Source organism: Salmonella sp. WC3, from assembly GCF_042932255.1.
GTDB lineage: Bacteria > Pseudomonadota > Gammaproteobacteria > Enterobacterales > Enterobacteriaceae > Salmonella > Salmonella enterica.
This window is the reverse complement of the sequence record NZ_CP170629.1, coordinates 227355-242584: the sequence shown is the minus strand read 5'-3', so window position 1 is coordinate 242584 and position 15230 is coordinate 227355. Positions and strand designations below refer to the sequence as shown.

At 54.0% G+C, this 15230-nt stretch carries 13 protein-coding genes and 1 pseudogene; 5 read left to right on the top strand and 9 right to left on the bottom strand.

The window, feature by feature from the left end:
* Nucleotides 1-6: 6 nt before the first annotated feature.
* The 3 genes from bcsA to bcsR are packed head-to-tail and all read right to left on the bottom strand — an operon-like array spanning nucleotide 7 to nucleotide 3527.
* On the bottom strand, nucleotides 7-2574 hold the full coding sequence (bcsA, locus tag ACFK9X_RS01150) for a UDP-forming cellulose synthase catalytic subunit (protein ID WP_151115289.1): 2568 nt from the start codon (nucleotides 2572-2574) through the stop codon (nucleotides 7-9).
* Nucleotides 2571-3323, bottom strand: a complete 753-nt coding sequence (gene bcsQ, locus ACFK9X_RS01145) for a cellulose biosynthesis protein BcsQ (RefSeq protein WP_151115287.1) — start codon at nucleotides 3321-3323, stop codon at nucleotides 2571-2573. Before bcsQ ends, bcsA begins: the two co-directional genes overlap by 4 nt.
* Nucleotides 3324-3527, bottom strand: coding sequence for a cellulose biosynthesis protein BcsR (gene bcsR, locus ACFK9X_RS01140; RefSeq protein ID WP_000282616.1), 204 nt, complete (start codon nucleotides 3525-3527; stop codon nucleotides 3324-3326).
* Nucleotides 3528-3771: 244 nt separating this feature from the next.
* Between bcsR and bcsE the strand changes: the two genes are divergently transcribed.
* The 3 genes from bcsE to bcsG are packed head-to-tail and all read left to right on the top strand — an operon-like array spanning nucleotide 3772 to nucleotide 7207.
* Entirely contained in the window at nucleotides 3772-5343 is a 1572-nt protein-coding gene (gene bcsE / locus ACFK9X_RS01135) for a cellulose biosynthesis c-di-GMP-binding protein BcsE (protein ID WP_001205771.1), read from the top strand.
* Entirely contained in the window at nucleotides 5340-5531 is a 192-nt protein-coding gene (bcsF, locus tag ACFK9X_RS01130) for a cellulose biosynthesis protein BcsF (RefSeq protein WP_000988321.1), read from the top strand. The genes bcsE and bcsF overlap by 4 nt, the downstream gene beginning before the upstream one ends.
* Nucleotides 5528-7207, top strand: a complete 1680-nt coding sequence (gene bcsG / locus ACFK9X_RS01125) for a cellulose biosynthesis protein BcsG (protein ID WP_151115285.1) — start codon at nucleotides 5528-5530, stop codon at nucleotides 7205-7207. The genes bcsF and bcsG overlap by 4 nt, the downstream gene beginning before the upstream one ends.
* An 81-nt stretch (nucleotides 7208-7288) precedes the next feature.
* Here the strand turns inward: bcsG and ACFK9X_RS01120 are convergent, their stop codons facing one another.
* Nucleotides 7289-7396, bottom strand: coding sequence for a type I toxin-antitoxin system toxin Ldr family protein (locus ACFK9X_RS01120; protein ID WP_001537650.1), 108 nt, complete (start codon nucleotides 7394-7396; stop codon nucleotides 7289-7291).
* Between the two features lie 372 nt (nucleotides 7397-7768).
* Between ACFK9X_RS01120 and ACFK9X_RS01115 the strand changes: the two are divergent.
* Together ACFK9X_RS01115 and ACFK9X_RS01110 are read left to right on the top strand one after the other, a co-directional pair.
* Nucleotides 7769-7921, top strand: a pseudogene (locus tag ACFK9X_RS01115) (PLP-dependent transferase); the annotation flags it as partial.
* 117 nt (nucleotides 7922-8038) lie between these two features.
* Entirely contained in the window at nucleotides 8039-9337 is a 1299-nt protein-coding gene (locus tag ACFK9X_RS01110; RefSeq protein ID WP_021000882.1) for an aromatic amino acid transport family protein, read from the top strand.
* 100 nt (nucleotides 9338-9437) lie between these two features.
* Here the strand turns inward: ACFK9X_RS01110 and dppF are convergent, their stop codons facing one another.
* The 5 genes from dppF to dppA all read right to left on the bottom strand — a co-directional run bounded on the left by dppF (nucleotide 9438) and on the right by dppA (nucleotide 15137).
* Entirely contained in the window at nucleotides 9438-10451 is a 1014-nt protein-coding gene (gene dppF / locus ACFK9X_RS01105) for a dipeptide ABC transporter ATP-binding subunit DppF (protein WP_000103563.1), read from the bottom strand.
* The gene (gene dppD / locus ACFK9X_RS01100) at nucleotides 10448-11431 is read right to left on the bottom strand and encodes a dipeptide ABC transporter ATP-binding protein (protein WP_151115283.1); all 984 of its coding nucleotides are present in this window, start codon (nucleotides 11429-11431) and stop codon (nucleotides 10448-10450) included. The genes dppF and dppD overlap by 4 nt, the downstream gene beginning before the upstream one ends.
* A gap of 10 nt (nucleotides 11432-11441) precedes the next feature.
* Nucleotides 11442-12344 carry a dipeptide ABC transporter permease DppC gene (gene dppC / locus ACFK9X_RS01095; RefSeq protein ID WP_000084690.1) on the bottom strand — a complete coding sequence of 301 codons (903 nt, stop codon included), beginning with the start codon at nucleotides 12342-12344 and terminating at the stop codon, nucleotides 11442-11444.
* A gap of 9 nt (nucleotides 12345-12353) precedes the next feature.
* Nucleotides 12354-13373, bottom strand: a complete 1020-nt coding sequence (gene dppB / locus ACFK9X_RS01090; protein ID WP_000938843.1) for a dipeptide ABC transporter permease DppB — start codon at nucleotides 13371-13373, stop codon at nucleotides 12354-12356.
* Between the two features lie 156 nt (nucleotides 13374-13529).
* Nucleotides 13530-15137: a dipeptide ABC transporter periplasmic-binding protein DppA gene (gene dppA, locus ACFK9X_RS01085; RefSeq protein ID WP_000028047.1), complete on the bottom strand. Its 1608-nt coding sequence runs from the start codon at nucleotides 15135-15137 to the stop codon at nucleotides 13530-13532.
* Between the last annotated feature and the right edge of the window lie 93 nt (nucleotides 15138-15230).

Here is a 15230-nt window from a genome sequence, read left to right as displayed (position 1 = left end):
TTATCATCATTGTTGAGCCTGAGCCATAACCCGATCCGACGGCTGTATCGCCGCTTGCCGCTCCGGGCGACGCGGAATAAACGATACAATCCAGGCAATTAACGCCGTCAACGATCGGAAAATTACTTTTACTGAAGGCGGCGCGAATTCCGCGAGGTGGCGATATCCGCGGAAGCCCAGCTTCAGAATATCCAGCAAGCTTTCCAGCGGTTTATCTTCCGGGAAGCTATCTTGCCAAAGCGCCCACGTATCGGCGCGCGCGAAGGTACACTGCACAAAATCAATATGTTGTTTGATGGTGAGCGGCATCAGTTGTAGCCCGACCTCATTGCCCGTTACGCGCACCACCTGCGTTGGAAAGACATATTCCTGCTGCCCGCGTTTAAGCAACAGATTCACTTTCTGCCCTTCCAGCACCTGCGCCTGACCGTTGATCTTGATGCCTAACCCGCCGTCGGAGAAGTCATGTACGGTACAGGAGAACAAATGTCCATCTTCGCGGGCGATGGCCCCCGGCATGGCAATCTCGACCCGATGCGCGCGCCTGACCTGTTTACTCTCTACCGAAACCGCAACCGCGCCGCCGAGAATGACCAGGTTGTAGAAGACCCACACCAGGCTAACGATGACGGTCAGCGTTTCATTTTCCGGCCCGTAATAGTATCGCCATACGCCCGCCGCCACGCCGAGCAGGTTAAGCAAGACAAGGAAGATATACGGACGCGAGATTACCCAGTCGACGTACTTCTCTTCCACCAGCCCGCCTTTCGCCGTGACGTTAAATTTCCCTTTGTGCGGATTGATCAACGCGACCAGAGTCGGCGGTGCGATATACCATGCCAGTACCGTTTCATAGATTTCACTCCAGAAAGAGTGACGATACTTGCCCTGAATCTTCGAGTTAGTCAGGCTGGCGTGGACCATGTGCGGTATCACAAATAGCGCAATCATCAACGCAGGCGCATAAATGATATAGGCGTGCAGCAGCAGAAAAGCCAGCGGCGCGGTCAGAAAGATCAGGCGCGGAATGCCGGACAAGAAATGGAACATCGCGTTGAGGTAGCACAGCCGCTGCGCCAGTTTTAAGCCTTTACCAAACAGAGGGTTATCGAGGCGGAAAATTTGCACCATGCCCCGCGCCCAACGAATACGCTGCCCGATATGCGCCGACAGGCTTTCCGTCGCCAGCCCCGCCGCCTGCGGAATGCGCATATACGCTGAGGTATAACCTCGCCGGTGCAGCCGGAGCGATGTATGCGCATCTTCCGTCACCGTCTCAACGGCGATACCGCCAATCTCATCCAGCGGCTTACGGCGAATCACCGCGCACGATCCGCAAAAGAAAGTGGCGTCCCACATATCGTTACCGTCCTGCACCAGTCCGTAAAACAGCGTGCCTTCGTTAGGCGTTTTACGAAAACGTCCCAGGTTGCGCTCAAACGGGTCCGGGGAGAAGAAATGATGCGGCGTCTGCATCATCGCCAGCTGTTTTTCTTTCAGGAACCAGCCCATTGTCATTTGCAGAAACGAGCGTGTCGGCACATGGTCGCAATCGAAGATCGCCACAAACTCGCCTTTCGCGTGTTTTAGCGCATTGTTGATGTTGCCGGCTTTGGCGTGTTCATGCGTGGCGCGGGCAATGTAATGCACGCCAACATGTCGGGCAAACTGACGAAATGATTCGCGCCCGCCGTCATCAAGGATCCAGATATTCAGCTTGTCCTTCGGCCAGTCAATGCCAAGCGAAGCGTAAATGGTATTTTTGACCACGTTAAGGTCTTCGTTATAGGTCGGTACAAAAATATCCACCGTCGGCCACTGCGACATCTCTTTCGGCAACGGCACCGGTTGACGATTTAACGGCCACACCACCTGGAAGTACCCCAGCACCAGCACAATCCAGGCGTAGGTTTCCGCAAACAGCAGAATCAGCCCGCACACCAGACTGACCGGGTCGTCCCAATTTAGCGTCGAGGTATAGCGCCACCAGATATAACGACAGGAGACCGTTAGCGACAGCACGATGAGCATCAGCGCGGAAAAGCGTCCCGGCATACGTCGTACCAACAGCGCAACGCCCCACAGCAACAGCAGAAAGATAAATTGCGATAGCGGGTTAAATGGCTGCGTAATACAGATCAGCGCCAGTATCAGTGAAAAGGTCACGATAACGCCCAGAATAAAACGCCGGGCGCCGTTGCTAAGATGTCCCAGCTCTTTTTCCTTTTCCAGATGCGTTGTCTTTTGGCGCACCCGTTCCGGTAAGGTATCCATCCATTGATGGTAACGTCCACGAACGTCCTTCAGGCGCGCAAATGACCGCCAGCGCGGTTCATGACGTTCTTTAGTCGACGAGATCATCACCAGCCAGAGGGTCTGAATGAGGTAGCGGGCCGGGTCCAGCGGGCGCGGGCGGGCGGCGTTAATATGCGGGTAAAGCGCTTTATGCCCGTCGCGAATACGCTGCCAGCGCGGATGCTCAAGCGGAAACACTATCCACGCCAGAATCATCCACAGGCAGCCGAGCGCTGCGCTAAACGGCGGGATAAGCAGCCACCGGGAAAGGGCGCTCATCGCAGGCTCCCGGCGGACGTTTTGTCGCCCGCATCATGCAGCAGGCACCAGTTCGCCAGCGTTAACACCTCTTCGGCGGCTAACGAATCGCTGCGATATTCGCCTAACGGCTGTTTCGACGCAATGCACTCCGCCATCGCCTCATCGCGATGGATCACAATAGGCAGCAACCGGCGCTGGCTTTGCAGCCAGACCTGGTACAGATCGTCCTGTAACTGACTGCCAATGCGTAAGTCATTGATCAGAATATGCGCTCCGGCAGGCAATGCCTGCTGATGAAGGCGAATATGGCAGTTAGCGTCAACCTGGGCTATCGCCAGCGTATGGTCGCAGAGGCTCACCAGCTGCCGTGTCAGCGGTGACGCGCCGTAGGGCAAGTCCAGTAAAATCCAGCTATAACGCCCGCTCGCTTTCAGCGCCTGGATAGCCGATCCGATCTCTCCCAGCGTCTCCTGCCAGGCCTGCGGATTTTCCCGCTCTTGCGCGGTAAGCTGTCCAAACGGCAGTAGATCAAGCTGTGAGGTATAACGTAATCCGGCATCGCGCCAGTCCTGGCCGTCCAGCAACGATCGCGCCCAACCGCCCTGATGGACGAAGTCGACGTTAAACGACATGCGCAGCAGGTTATCGGGGCTGGCGTCAATCACCAGGACATTTTCCCCTAAGATTTGTAACGCCCAGGCGAGTGCTGCGGTGAGAGATGTGGTTCCCACCCCGCCGCGCACGCCCTGCAGTCCCAGAATCGCCATTCATGGCTTCCTTAATGAATGTGGTTGCGCAAATTCAGCCAGGAGTGGCCATCTTTTAATCGCCGCCGCCAACTGTTCGCGTTGGGAAATATCGGTATAATCTATTTCGGGTAGTGAAAACGCCTGGCTTAATGCCAGAAAATCATTTTGAAAAGTGTAGCCCAACGTTGGATCGGACTGAGCGCCAGGTTCATTGTTATACATTCTGGTTGCTCCTTTTTAAATATTTCTCACTGGCAGCATTACGCCCCGTCGTCAATACGGGAGAACGCGCATTTTTCATCTTTCCGTGACATCATTTATAATGTGTAAAAATGCAAAGCGCAGAGTTACAGGGCATCCTGCCGGGCAAATTGATTCACATGCTAAATCTGATGCGTTTTAATTTCAATGTTAGGTTTATTTCTGTGCTTTCGCTAGTAAACTGATAAACAGTTAAAATAGTGACATGAGGGACACTGTGGACCCCGTATTTTCTCTCGGCATCTCATCATTATGGGATGAACTGCGCCATATGCCAACCGGCGGCGTCTGGTGGGTTAACGCCGATCGCCAGCAAGATGCCATCAGCCTGGTGAATCAAACGATTGCGTCACAAACGGAGAATGCAAATGTCGCCGTCATCGGCATGGAAGGCGATCCTGGCAAAGTAATCAAATTAGATGAATCTCACGGTCCGGAGAAAATCCGCTTATTTACCATGCCGGATTCAGAAAAAGGGCTATACTCTTTGCCCCACGATTTGCTTTGTTCTGTTAACCCGACGCATTACTTTTTCATTCTTATTTGTGCAAATAACACGTGGCGGAATATAACGTCAGAAAGCCTGCATAAATGGCTGGAAAAAATGAATAAATGGACTCGTTTTCATCACTGTTCATTGTTGGTTATTAACCCTTGTAATAATAGCGATAAACAGTCCTCGTTGTTGATGGGCGAGTATCGCTCACTTTTCGGCCTCGCCAGTTTACGTTTTCAGGGCGACCAACATTTGTTCGATATTGCCTTCTGGTGTAACGAAAAAGGCGTCAGCGCCCGACAGCAGTTATTGCTGTGTCAGCAGGACGAACGCTGGACGCTATCCCATCAGGAGGAGACGGCAATTCAGCCGCGTAGCGACGAAAAACGCATTCTTAGCCACGTCGCCGTCCTTGAAGGCGCGCCGCCGCTCTCGGAACACTGGACGCTTTTCGACAATAACGAAGCGCTATTCAACGACGCGCGCACGGCGCAGGCCGCGACAATTATTTTTTCGCTTACACAGAACAACCAAATCGAGCCGCTTGCTCGTCGCATTCATACTTTGCGGCGCCAGCGGGGAAGCGCGCTGAAAATTGTCGTGCGCGAAAATATCGCCAGTTTGCGCGCCACCGATGAGCGCCTGCTGCTGGGCTGCGGCGCGAATATGATCATTCCCTGGAACGCCCCGCTTTCACGCTGTCTGACGCTTATTGAAAGCGTGCAGGGGCAGCAGTTCAGCCGTTACGTACCGGAAGACATCACCACGCTACTGTCGATGACGCAGCCGTTGAAACTGCGCGGTTTTCAGCCGTGGGATACCTTCTGCGATGCCATCCATACGATGATGAGCAACACCCTGCTCCCCGCCGACGGGAAAGGCGTTCTGGTCGCGCTGCGCCCGGTGCCGGGCATTCGGGTTGAGCAGGCGTTAACATTATGTCGGCCAAACAGAACCGGCGATATTATGACCATCGGCGGCAACCGTCTGGTGCTGTTTTTATCATTCTGCCGGGTCAACGATCTGGATACCGCGTTAAACCATATTTTCCCTTTGCCCACGGGCGATATTTTCTCTAATCGTATGGTCTGGTTCGAAGATAAACAAATCAGCGCCGAGCTGGTGCAGATGCGCTTATTGTCGCCGGAACTGTGGGGAACGCCGCTACCGCTGGCAAAACGCGCCGACCCGGTAATAAATGCCGAACACGATGGCCGCATCTGGCGTCGTATTCCTGAACCCCTGCGATTGCTCGACGACACCGCGGAGCGTGCATCATGATGACCATCAGCGATATCGTGCAAATTATTCTTTTTTGCGCGCTGATTTTCTTTCCGCTGGGGTATCTGGCGCGTCATTCGCTACGCCGTATCAGTGATACGACCCGGCTGCTATTTGCCAAACCTCGTTATGTAAAACCAGCCGGAACTCTGCGCCGCGCTACGAAAGTCAAGGCAGACAAAAAATGACTCAGCATACTCAAACTCCATCAATGCCTTCTCCGCTCTGGCAATACTGGCGCGGTCTTTCCGGCTGGAACTTCTATTTTCTGGTCAAGTTTGGCCTGCTGTGGGCAGGCTATCTGAATTTTCATCCTTTACTGAATTTGGTATTCATGGCGTTTCTGCTCATGCCAATACCAAAATATCGCCTTCACCGGTTGCGCCACTGGATTGCCATTCCCGTCGGCTTCGCGCTGTTCTGGCATGATACCTGGCTGCCCGGCCCGCAAAGCATTATGAGCCAGGGGACGCAGGTGGCGGAATTCAGCTCCGGTTATCTGCTCGATCTGATCGCCCGTTTTATTAACTGGCAAATGATCGGCGCCATCTTCGTACTGCTGGTTGCCTGGCTATTTTTATCACAGTGGATTCGGGTCACGGTGTTTGTGGTCGCCATCATGGTATGGCTGAATGTACTGACATTAACCGGCCCGGTTTTTACGCTGTGGCCGGCAGGCCAGCCAACCGATACGGTGACGACAACTGGCGGTAACGCGGCCGCTACCGTCGCGACAGCGGGCGATAAGCCGGTCATCGGCGATATGCCTGCGCAAACCGCGCCGTCGACGACCGCGAATCTGAACGCCTGGTTGAACACTTTCTATGCCGCGGAAGAAAAGCGGAAAACGACGTTCCCGGCGCAACCTCCGCCTGATGCGCAGCCGTTCGACCTATTGGTCATCAATATTTGTTCGCTCTCCTGGTCGGATGTCGAAGCGGCAGGCCTGATGTCACATCCGCTATGGTCGCACTTTGACATTTTGTTTAAACACTTTAATTCCGGTACGTCTTACAGCGGCCCGGCGGCCATTCGTCTGCTACGCGCCAGCTGTGGTCAACCTTCGCATACCCGACTTTATCAACCAGCCAATAACGAATGTTATCTGTTTGATAATCTGGCGAAACTGGGCTTTACTCAGCATCTGATGATGGATCATAACGGTGAATTTGGCGGCTTCCTGAAAGAAGTTCGCGAAAACGGCGGTATGCAGAGCGAACTGATGAACCAGTCCGGCCTGCCAACCGCCCTGCTGTCATTCGACGGCTCGCCGGTATATGACGATCTGGCGGTCCTGAACCGCTGGTTGACAGGGGAAGAACGTGAAGCCAATTCCCGCTCCGCGACTTTCTTTAACCTGCTGCCGCTGCACGATGGCAACCACTTCCCCGGCGTCAGCAAAACGGCGGATTATAAAATCCGCGCGCAGAAACTGTTCGATGAACTGGACGCCTTCTTCACCGAACTGGAGAAATCCGGGCGTAAGGTGATGGTGGTCGTCGTACCGGAGCACGGCGGCGCGCTGAAGGGCGACAGAATGCAGATCTCAGGCCTGCGCGATATTCCCAGCCCCTCCATCACCAACGTCCCGGCGGGCGTGAAATTTTTTGGCATGAAAGCCCCGCATGAGGGCGCGCCGATTGATATTAACCAGCCGAGCAGCTACCTGGCGATTTCCGAACTGGTCGTACGCGCCGTGGACGGTAAGCTCTTTACCGAAGACAGTGTGAACTGGAACAAGCTGACCAGCAATCTGCCGCAAACCGCGCCGGTTTCAGAAAACGCTAATGCGGTGGTGATTCAGTATCAGGGTAAGCCCTACGTTCGTCTGAATGGCGGCGACTGGGTGCCTTACCCGCAGTAAACCGAAAAAGGCCGCAAGGTTTCCCCTGCGGCCTGGTTCGGGCGCATGTTGCCATTACGGCGGACAGACGCTCAAAACGCGTTACTTCCTGTCACGTAGCCAGTTGACGATCACACTGGCGATAATGCCAGCAATGATCGGCGCCGCCAGATCGTGCCAGAAGGCCACGCCCAACTGCGTAAGCGTCATATAGCCGCCTTGTTGCAATGGCAACCGTTCGCGGCTATCCTTAAAGTGTTTGGGTTCAAGTTAGCCCCCGTCAGGTTGCCAGGTTTATACCAGTCAACGTGCGGGGGTTTTCTCTATCCAGCAACCTATGCCGCCGGGGATCAAGCCCCCGCAACATTGCGCCTCACCGGGTAAACCCGGCTTGCTGCTGATATTACGGCAAAATCCCCGGCACGGCACGGCGCTAACGTGCAATCTGCGTGACGCTTCGCAGACGACTACTTTTATTTGCCAGAATACATTCAGCATTTCTGAGGCTGGCAGTCAGCCGCTCAATTCTGTAAATTATGCCTCCTCGCGGCCAGTCCCGGTGATACCGAAACCCTCGTTCAGCATCCTGCGTCTATGACATATTCGCCTGTTGCGCCAGAGGAATGGCTAAAAGCAGGTATTACCGACGAACTTATCCGTCTTTCAGCGGGACCTGAAGATCCTGACGATATTATTCATGACCTTGAACGCGCCAGCAGAAAAGCAGCATTCTGACGATTGCTCGGCGAACCGCTGTCACCGGTTTGCCGCATCGGGTATCAAGGCACTATAGCCTGGTTATAGGCAGCATTCTTTATGAGAGAGCTGCGTATATTTTGGGCAGGGGGCTCTATGCAGGACGACACATTACCATTAAATAACAGTAACGCTACGACCACACCGCTTTCAACGAGATTACCGTTTACAAAATATGATTTTGGCTGGGTGCTCTTGTGTATCGGTATGGCAATCGGCGCCGGTACCGTCTTAATGCCAGTGCAAATCGGTCTCAAGGGGATCTGGGTATTTATTACCGCTTTTATCATCGCCTATCCCGCTACCTATATTGTGCAGGATATTTATCTAAAAACGTTATCTGAAAGCGAAACCTGTGACGATTATACGGATATTATCAGTCACTATCTTGGCAAAAACTGGGGCGTTTTTCTCGGTGTAATCTATTTTCTTATGATTATCCACGGGGTGTTTATTTACTCCCTGTCAGTGGTGTTTGATAGCGCCTCCTATATCAAAACCTTCGGCCTTACTGAGGCCGATCTTTCGCAGTCTATTATCTATAAAGTCGTGATTTTCGCCGTGCTGGTGGCGATTGCCTCCGGCGGGGAAAAGTTATTATTTAAAATTTCCGGCCCGATGGTGGTGGTAAAAGTCGGGATCATTGTGATATTCGGTTTCGCGATGATCCCACACTGGAATCTTGATAATATTTCCGCCTTTCCCGCCGCATCGGTTTTCTTTCGCGACGTACTGCTCACTATCCCATTTTGCTTCTTTTCTGCGGTCTTCATTCAGGTGCTAAACCCAATGAACATCGCCTATCGTAAGCGCGAGCCTGACCGTGTGCTGGCCACCCGGATGGCGATTCGCACGCATCGCATTAGCTATATTACGCTGATTGCCATTATTCTCTTTTTCTCGTTCTCGTTTACCTTTTCGATTAGCCATGAAGAGGCGGTATCAGCGTTCGAGCAGAATATTTCCGCCCTTGCGCTGGCAGCTCAGGTAATCCCTGGCCATATCATCCACATTACCTCTACCATCCTCAATATTTTTGCCGTACTTACCGCGTTCTTTGGTATTTATTTAGGTTTTCACGAAGCGCTTAAAGGTATTGTACTGAATGTATTGAGTCGTATTATGGATGTCAAAAATGTCAACCCACTGTTACTGACATCTGGAATCTGTGTCTTTATCGTGGTTACTCTGGTTATTTGGGTTTCGTTTCGCGTCTCAGTATTGGTCTTTTTCCAGTTAGGCAGTCCGCTTTATGGCATTGTCGCGTGTATTATTCCCTTTTTCCTGATTTATAAAGTAACGCAACTGGAAAAATTACGCGGCCTGAAAACCTGGCTTATTCTGTTATATGGAATATTGTTGTGCCTGTCGCCGTTATTAAAATTGCTTGAATAAGTCGTACCGGAGAGCCATGCCCGGTGGCGCTACGCTTACCAGGCCTACAGGTACGGTGTAGGCTTGATAAGGCGCAGCCGCCATCCGGCATAAAACGCAATTAACTCAGCGGTTTCTGCGGATTTTCATCCTGATCGACGGCAAAGCAGGCCACCAACTGGCCGTCGTACTCTTTAAGCTGCGGCTGTAACTGCGTACAGGGTCCGAAGCGACGGCTGCAGCGGGCGTTGAAGGCGCAGCCCGGCGGCGGGTTCAGCGGGCTCGGCAACTCGCCGGTCAGCTTAATCCGCTCACGGCGATCGTCCGGATTCAGCCGTGGCGTGGCGGAGAGCAACGCCTGGGTATAGGGATGACGTGGATTGTTAAAAATCTGCTCTTTGGTCCCTTTCTCCACGCAGCGGCCTAAGTACATGACCATCACTTCATCGGCGATGTGTTCCACCACCGACAGGTCGTGCGAGATAAAGACATAAGACAGCCCCATATCCTGTTGCAAATCCATCATCAGGTTCAGCACCTGGGCGCGCACCGACACGTCGAGCGCGGAGACCGGTTCGTCGGCAATCACTACGTCCGGATCAAGCATCAGACCGCGGGCGATAGCGATACGCTGACGCTGGCCGCCGGAGAACATATGCGGATAGCGGTCGTAGTGCTCGGTTTTCAGCCCCACCTTCGCCATCATCGCCAGCGCTTTTTCACGACGCTGCGCTTTACTCAGGCTGGTATTGATCAGCAACGGCTCTTCCAGAATTTGCCCCACTTTCTTGCGTGGATTCAGGGAACCGTAGGGGTTCTGAAACACAATCTGAATTTTCTGCCGCCGCAGTTTCTGCGCGTGCGGATCGTGTTTAAGCAGATCCTGCCCCTGGTAATAAAGCTCGCCGCCGGTTGGCGTTTCAATCATCGTCAGCAGGCGACCCAGTGTGGATTTTCCACAACCGGACTCCCCCACTACGGCCAGCGTTTTACCGCGTTCGAGGTTAAACGACACGCCATCCAGCGCTTTTACCAGCCGTTCCGGAGAAAAGATCCCCTTCTTCACCGGATAGTGTTTTTTCAGGTCGATAGCCCGCAACAGCGGCTGTTGCAAGGTGGCCTCATGCGTGCTCATAGTGTGGGCCTCCCGGCATCATCGAGTGGGTAATGACATTTTGACTGACGTCCATCGTCCAGTTGGTTGAGAGCAGGTTCTTCCGCACGACATCTGTCCGTGGCGTAGGGGCAGCGCGGGTTAAGCAGACAACCCGTCGGTCGGTCATATTTCCCCGGCACCACGCCCGGCAGCGACGCCAGACGCGCTTTGTCCTGAGCAAACTCTGGTAACGCGCGTAGCAGTGCCTGGGTGTAGGGATGACGCGGCGCGCGGAAAATATCCTGCGCAGCGCCGGTTTCGACGACCTGCCCGGCGTACATGACGATAATTTTGTGCGCCGCTTCCGCCACCAGCGCCAGGTCATGGGTAATCAGCACCAGCGCCATGTTCTCTTTTTGCTGCAACTCCAGCAGCAGCTCAATGATTTGCGCCTGAATGGTCACATCCAGCGCCGTGGTCGGTTCATCGGCAATTAACAGCTTTGGTCGACAGGCTATTGCCATCGCAATCATCACGCGCTGACTCATGCCGCCAGAAAGCTGGTGCGGATAGACATCCAGACGAGAAGCCGGATCGGGAATACCCACCTGGTTCAACAGGTCAATCGCTCGCTGACGACGGGTTTTCTTGTTCCCGCCCTGATGTACCTTGATGGCTTCCATAATCTGAAAGCCAACGGTATAGCAAGGATTGAGGCTGGTCATCGGGTCCTGGAAAATCATCGCCACTTCAGCGCCCACCAGGTTGCGACGTTCCTTCTCGGAAATGCGCTTCAGATCCTGTCCGTTAAAGAGCAGGTTTTCCGCCATCACGCGGCCTGGGTAATCGATAAGCCCCATAATCGCCAGCGAGCTGACGGATTTGCCGGAACCAGACTCGCCGACAATACCGACCACCTCACCCTGCTTCACGCTGTAGCTAATGCGGTCGACGGCTTTAAACGGTGTGCATTCGTCGCCGAAGTGCACCGATAATTGATCTACATTTAATAACGCCATCTCGAACCTCTTACTGCTTCAGTTTGGGATCGAGCGCGTCACGCAGACCGTCACCCATCAGGTTAAATGCCAGTACCGTCAGCAGAATCGCCAGCCCCGGGAAGGTCACGACCCACCAGGCGCTTTGCGCGAACTGCAATACGTCAGAGAGCATGGTGCCCCATTCCGGCGTAGGCGGCTGTGCGCCCATGCCAAGAAAGCCGAGGGCGGCCATATCGAGAATGGCGTTAGAGAAACCGAGCGATGCCTGAACGATCAGCGGCGCAAGGCAGTTCGGGAAAATATTGACGAACATCTGACGCATCGCGCCTGCGCCCGCCACGCGGGAGGCAGTCACATAATCGCGGTTCACCTCTACCAGAACCGCCGCGCGGGTTAAGCGGACATAGTGCGGCAGCGCCACAAACGTCAACGCCAGCGCAGCGTTGCCGATGGAGGGGCCGAAGATCGCTACCAGCACCAGAGCCAGCAGCAGGCTCGGCAGGGCCAGCATAATATCGACCACGCGCATGATGATGTTATCGACCAGACCGCCGAAGTAGCCCGCGACCAGGCCGAGAATAATCCCCATTACCAGCGACAGGACGACCACCAGACAGCCGACCAGCAGTGACAAACGCGCGCCATACATCAGGCGCGAGAGGACATCGCGACCAACATCATCCGTTCCCAGAATATGCGCCCAACTGCCGCCTTCCTGCCAGACCGGCGGCGCCAGCAGCGCATCGCGGAACTGCTCTGCCGGGTTGTACGGCGCAATAAAGTTGGCAAACACCGCAATCAGGATCACGATGAGAACATACGCCAGCCCGACGACCGCGCCTTTATTGCGTTTGAAATAGTGCCAGAACTCCCGCAATGGCGTCATGGGCGCCGGTGCGGCATTAACATTATTTTCAGTAACCTGTGACATGATGGCCCCTTACTTCTTATGCCGAATACGCGGGTTCACCACGCCGTACAGCAGGTCTACCAGCAGATTGACGAGAATAATCATCGTCGCTACCAGTAACACGCCGCCCTGCACTACCGGATAATCGCGGCGTTGCAGCGCATCGATCAGCCAGCGCCCCAGACCGGGCCACGAGAAGATAGTTTCTGTCAGAATCGCGCCCGCCAACAGCGTCCCGACCTGCAGGCCGATCACGGTGACGACTGGCAGCATAGCGTTACGCAGAGCATGGACGATAATGACGCGCATCCTGGTCAACCCTTTGGCGCGTGCGGTACGGATGTAATCCTCCCCCAGCACTTCCAGCATCGACGAACGGGTCATACGCACAATGACGGCCAGCGGGATTGTGCCGAGCACCATCGCAGGCAGGATCATATGCGCCAGCGCATCAATAAAGTTACCCTCTTCGCCCCAGATAGCGGTGTCGATCAGCATAAAGCCCGTCAACGGATTGGTATCATCAAGGAACACCATATCGCTCACGCGCCCGGAAACCGGCGTCAGGTTCCAGTGGACGGAGACCAGCATGATCAGCATCATGCCCCACCAGAAGATAGGCATAGAGTAACCGGTCAGCGCCAGGCCAACAGCAGTGTGATCGAAGATAGAACCGCGCTTCACTGCGGCCAGCACGCCCACCGGAATCCCCACGGCGACGGCAAAAATCATGGCGCAGACGCCAAGTTCCAGCGTCGCTTTAAAGCGAGGCACGAACTCGTCCCATACAGGGATTCGGCTTTTCAGCGAGATGCCTAAATCGCCATGCATCACCCCCCAGATATAATGGAGGTACTGCTGCCACATCGGTTTATCAAGACCGAGTTCAGCCAGCAGTTGAGCATGACGCTCAGGGGAAATACCTCGCTCACCCGCCATGATCATCACCGGATCGCCGGGGATCATGTGGACAAAGGCAAAGGTGAGAAGGGTAATACCGATAAACGTCGGGATAACGAGTCCCAAACGTCGGAGAATGAACTGCAACATAACCCGAATTCTCTCTCATGACCCACGGCCTGGAACCGTGAGTCTGTATTGCTCACAAATCTTATCCCACGCAAACTGCATCGCGGATAAAGCATTACGCCGGATGGCGCTGCGCTTATCCGGCCTACACAACACCGGGGCGCAGCGCTCTTTTAATTATTCGACAGAGACGTTTTCGAAGTGATGTTTGCCTAATGGATCAACCACATAGCCTTTAACTTCTTTACGCACTGGCTCATAAACCGTGGAGTGAGCGATGATCAGCGCTGGCGCCTGGTCATGCATCACAACCTGGGCCTGTTTATAGAGTTCAATACGCTTGTTGTGGTCATCGGTCGCACGCGCAGGCTGAATCAGGTCTTCAAACGGCTTGTAGCACCATTTTGAATAGTTGGAGCCTTGCTGGGCGGCATCGCAGCTGAACAGCGTGGCGAAGAAGTTATCCGGATCGCCATTATCGCCGGTCCAGCCCATCATCACCGTCTGGTGCTCGCCATCTTTAGCGCGCTTGAGGTATTCGCCCCATTCATAGGTGACAATTTTGGCCTGAACTCCAATCTTCGCCCAGTCCGCCTGGATCATTTCCGCCATACGACGCGCATTCGGGTTATAGGGACGCTGTACCGGCATCGCCCACAGATCGATGGTGAAGCCTTTTTCCAGACCGGCTTCTTTCAGCAGCGCCTTCGCTTTTTCCGGATCGTAGCCATAGTCTTTAATATCGTCGTTGTAGCCCCACATTGTCGGCGGGATCAGGTTTTTCGCCGCAACGCCCGCGCCCTGATAAACGGCTTTGATGATGGCCTCTTTATTCACGGCATAGGTCAACGCCTGGCGAACTTTGACATCATCCAGCGGTTTTTTCTGCACGTTATAGGAGAGATAACCCACGTTCAGACCGGCCTGCTCCATCAGGTTGATGTTTTTATCTTCTTTCATGCGCGCAATATCCGCCGGGTTCGGATACGGCATCACCTGACATTCGTTCTTCTGCAGTTTGGCGTAACGCACAGAGGCGTCAGGCGTGATGGAGAAGACCAGACGGTCAATCTGCGGCTTCGTGCCCCAGTAGCCGTCAAAGGCTTTGTAGAGAATGCGGGAGTCTTTCTGATATTGCACCAGTTGGAACGGGCCAGTGCCGACCGGGTTCAGATCCACTTTTTCCGGCGTACCGGCTTTCAGCATGTTGTCAGCATATTCTTTGGAAAGAATAGAGGCGAAGTCCATGGCTAAATCGGCAAGGAACGGCGCTTCCGGACGCGTCAGCACAAACTGCACCGTGTGATCGTCGACCTTCTTCACTTCGCTAATCAGATCCGGCAGCCCCATGCCTTCAAAGTATTCATAGCTGCCGCCAGACACTTTATGGTACGGGTTCTGCTCGTTTTTCTGCCGGTCAAAAGAGAACACGACATCATCGGCGTTCAGCTCGCGCGTGGGTTTGAAATCCTTGCTGGATTGCCATTTCACCCCTTTACGTAGGTGGAACGTATAGGTTTTACCGTCTTCGCTGATATCCCACTTCTCAGCAAGACCCGGGATCACTTCCGTGGTGCCGGTTTTGAATTCAACCAGACGGTTATAGATAGGTACGGAGCTGGCATCATAGGTGGTGCCAGACGTAAAGAGCTGTGGGTTAAAGCCTTCCGGCGAGCCTTCTGAACAATAAACCAGGGTTTTGGCCTGCACGCTTGCTGCAACGGTCATGGCCACCAGGCTCAAACCAAGCTTCAGCATCCCTGACTTCTTCAAGGAAATACTCATTCTTCTGCTCCAATTGTGATGTATGTTGTTTTGCCCTTTGCAAAGGCTTTTACCGCCCGGCCTTTTTTGTTTTTTACCTGGTCAGGTCAGTAG

What these genes read in the sequence shown, in the direction of transcription:
- bcsA (WP_151115289.1), bottom strand. Translation starts at nt 2,574, where the DNA reads ATGAGCGCCCTTTCCCGGTGGCTGCTTATCCCGCCGTTTAGCGCAGCG.
- bcsQ (WP_151115287.1), bottom strand. Translation starts at nt 3,323, where the DNA reads ATGGCGATTCTGGGACTGCAGGGCGTGCGCGGCGGGGTGGGAACCACA.
- bcsR (WP_000282616.1), bottom strand. Translation starts at nt 3,527, where the DNA reads ATGTATAACAATGAACCTGGCGCTCAGTCCGATCCAACGTTGGGCTAC.
- bcsE (WP_001205771.1), top strand. Translation starts at nt 3,772, where the DNA reads ATGAGGGACACTGTGGACCCCGTATTTTCTCTCGGCATCTCATCATTA.
- bcsF (WP_000988321.1), top strand. Translation starts at nt 5,340, where the DNA reads ATGATGACCATCAGCGATATCGTGCAAATTATTCTTTTTTGCGCGCTG.
- bcsG (WP_151115285.1), top strand. Translation starts at nt 5,528, where the DNA reads ATGACTCAGCATACTCAAACTCCATCAATGCCTTCTCCGCTCTGGCAA.
- ACFK9X_RS01120 (WP_001537650.1), bottom strand. Translation starts at nt 7,396, where the DNA reads ATGACGCTTACGCAGTTGGGCGTGGCCTTCTGGCACGATCTGGCGGCG.
- ACFK9X_RS01110 (WP_021000882.1), top strand. Translation starts at nt 8,039, where the DNA reads ATGCAGGACGACACATTACCATTAAATAACAGTAACGCTACGACCACA.
- dppF (WP_000103563.1), bottom strand. Translation starts at nt 10,451, where the DNA reads ATGAGCACGCATGAGGCCACCTTGCAACAGCCGCTGTTGCGGGCTATC.
- dppD (WP_151115283.1), bottom strand. Translation starts at nt 11,431, where the DNA reads ATGGCGTTATTAAATGTAGATCAATTATCGGTGCACTTCGGCGACGAA.
- dppC (WP_000084690.1), bottom strand. Translation starts at nt 12,344, where the DNA reads ATGTCACAGGTTACTGAAAATAATGTTAATGCCGCACCGGCGCCCATG.
- dppB (WP_000938843.1), bottom strand. Translation starts at nt 13,373, where the DNA reads ATGTTGCAGTTCATTCTCCGACGTTTGGGACTCGTTATCCCGACGTTT.
- dppA (WP_000028047.1), bottom strand. Translation starts at nt 15,137, where the DNA reads ATGAGTATTTCCTTGAAGAAGTCAGGGATGCTGAAGCTTGGTTTGAGC.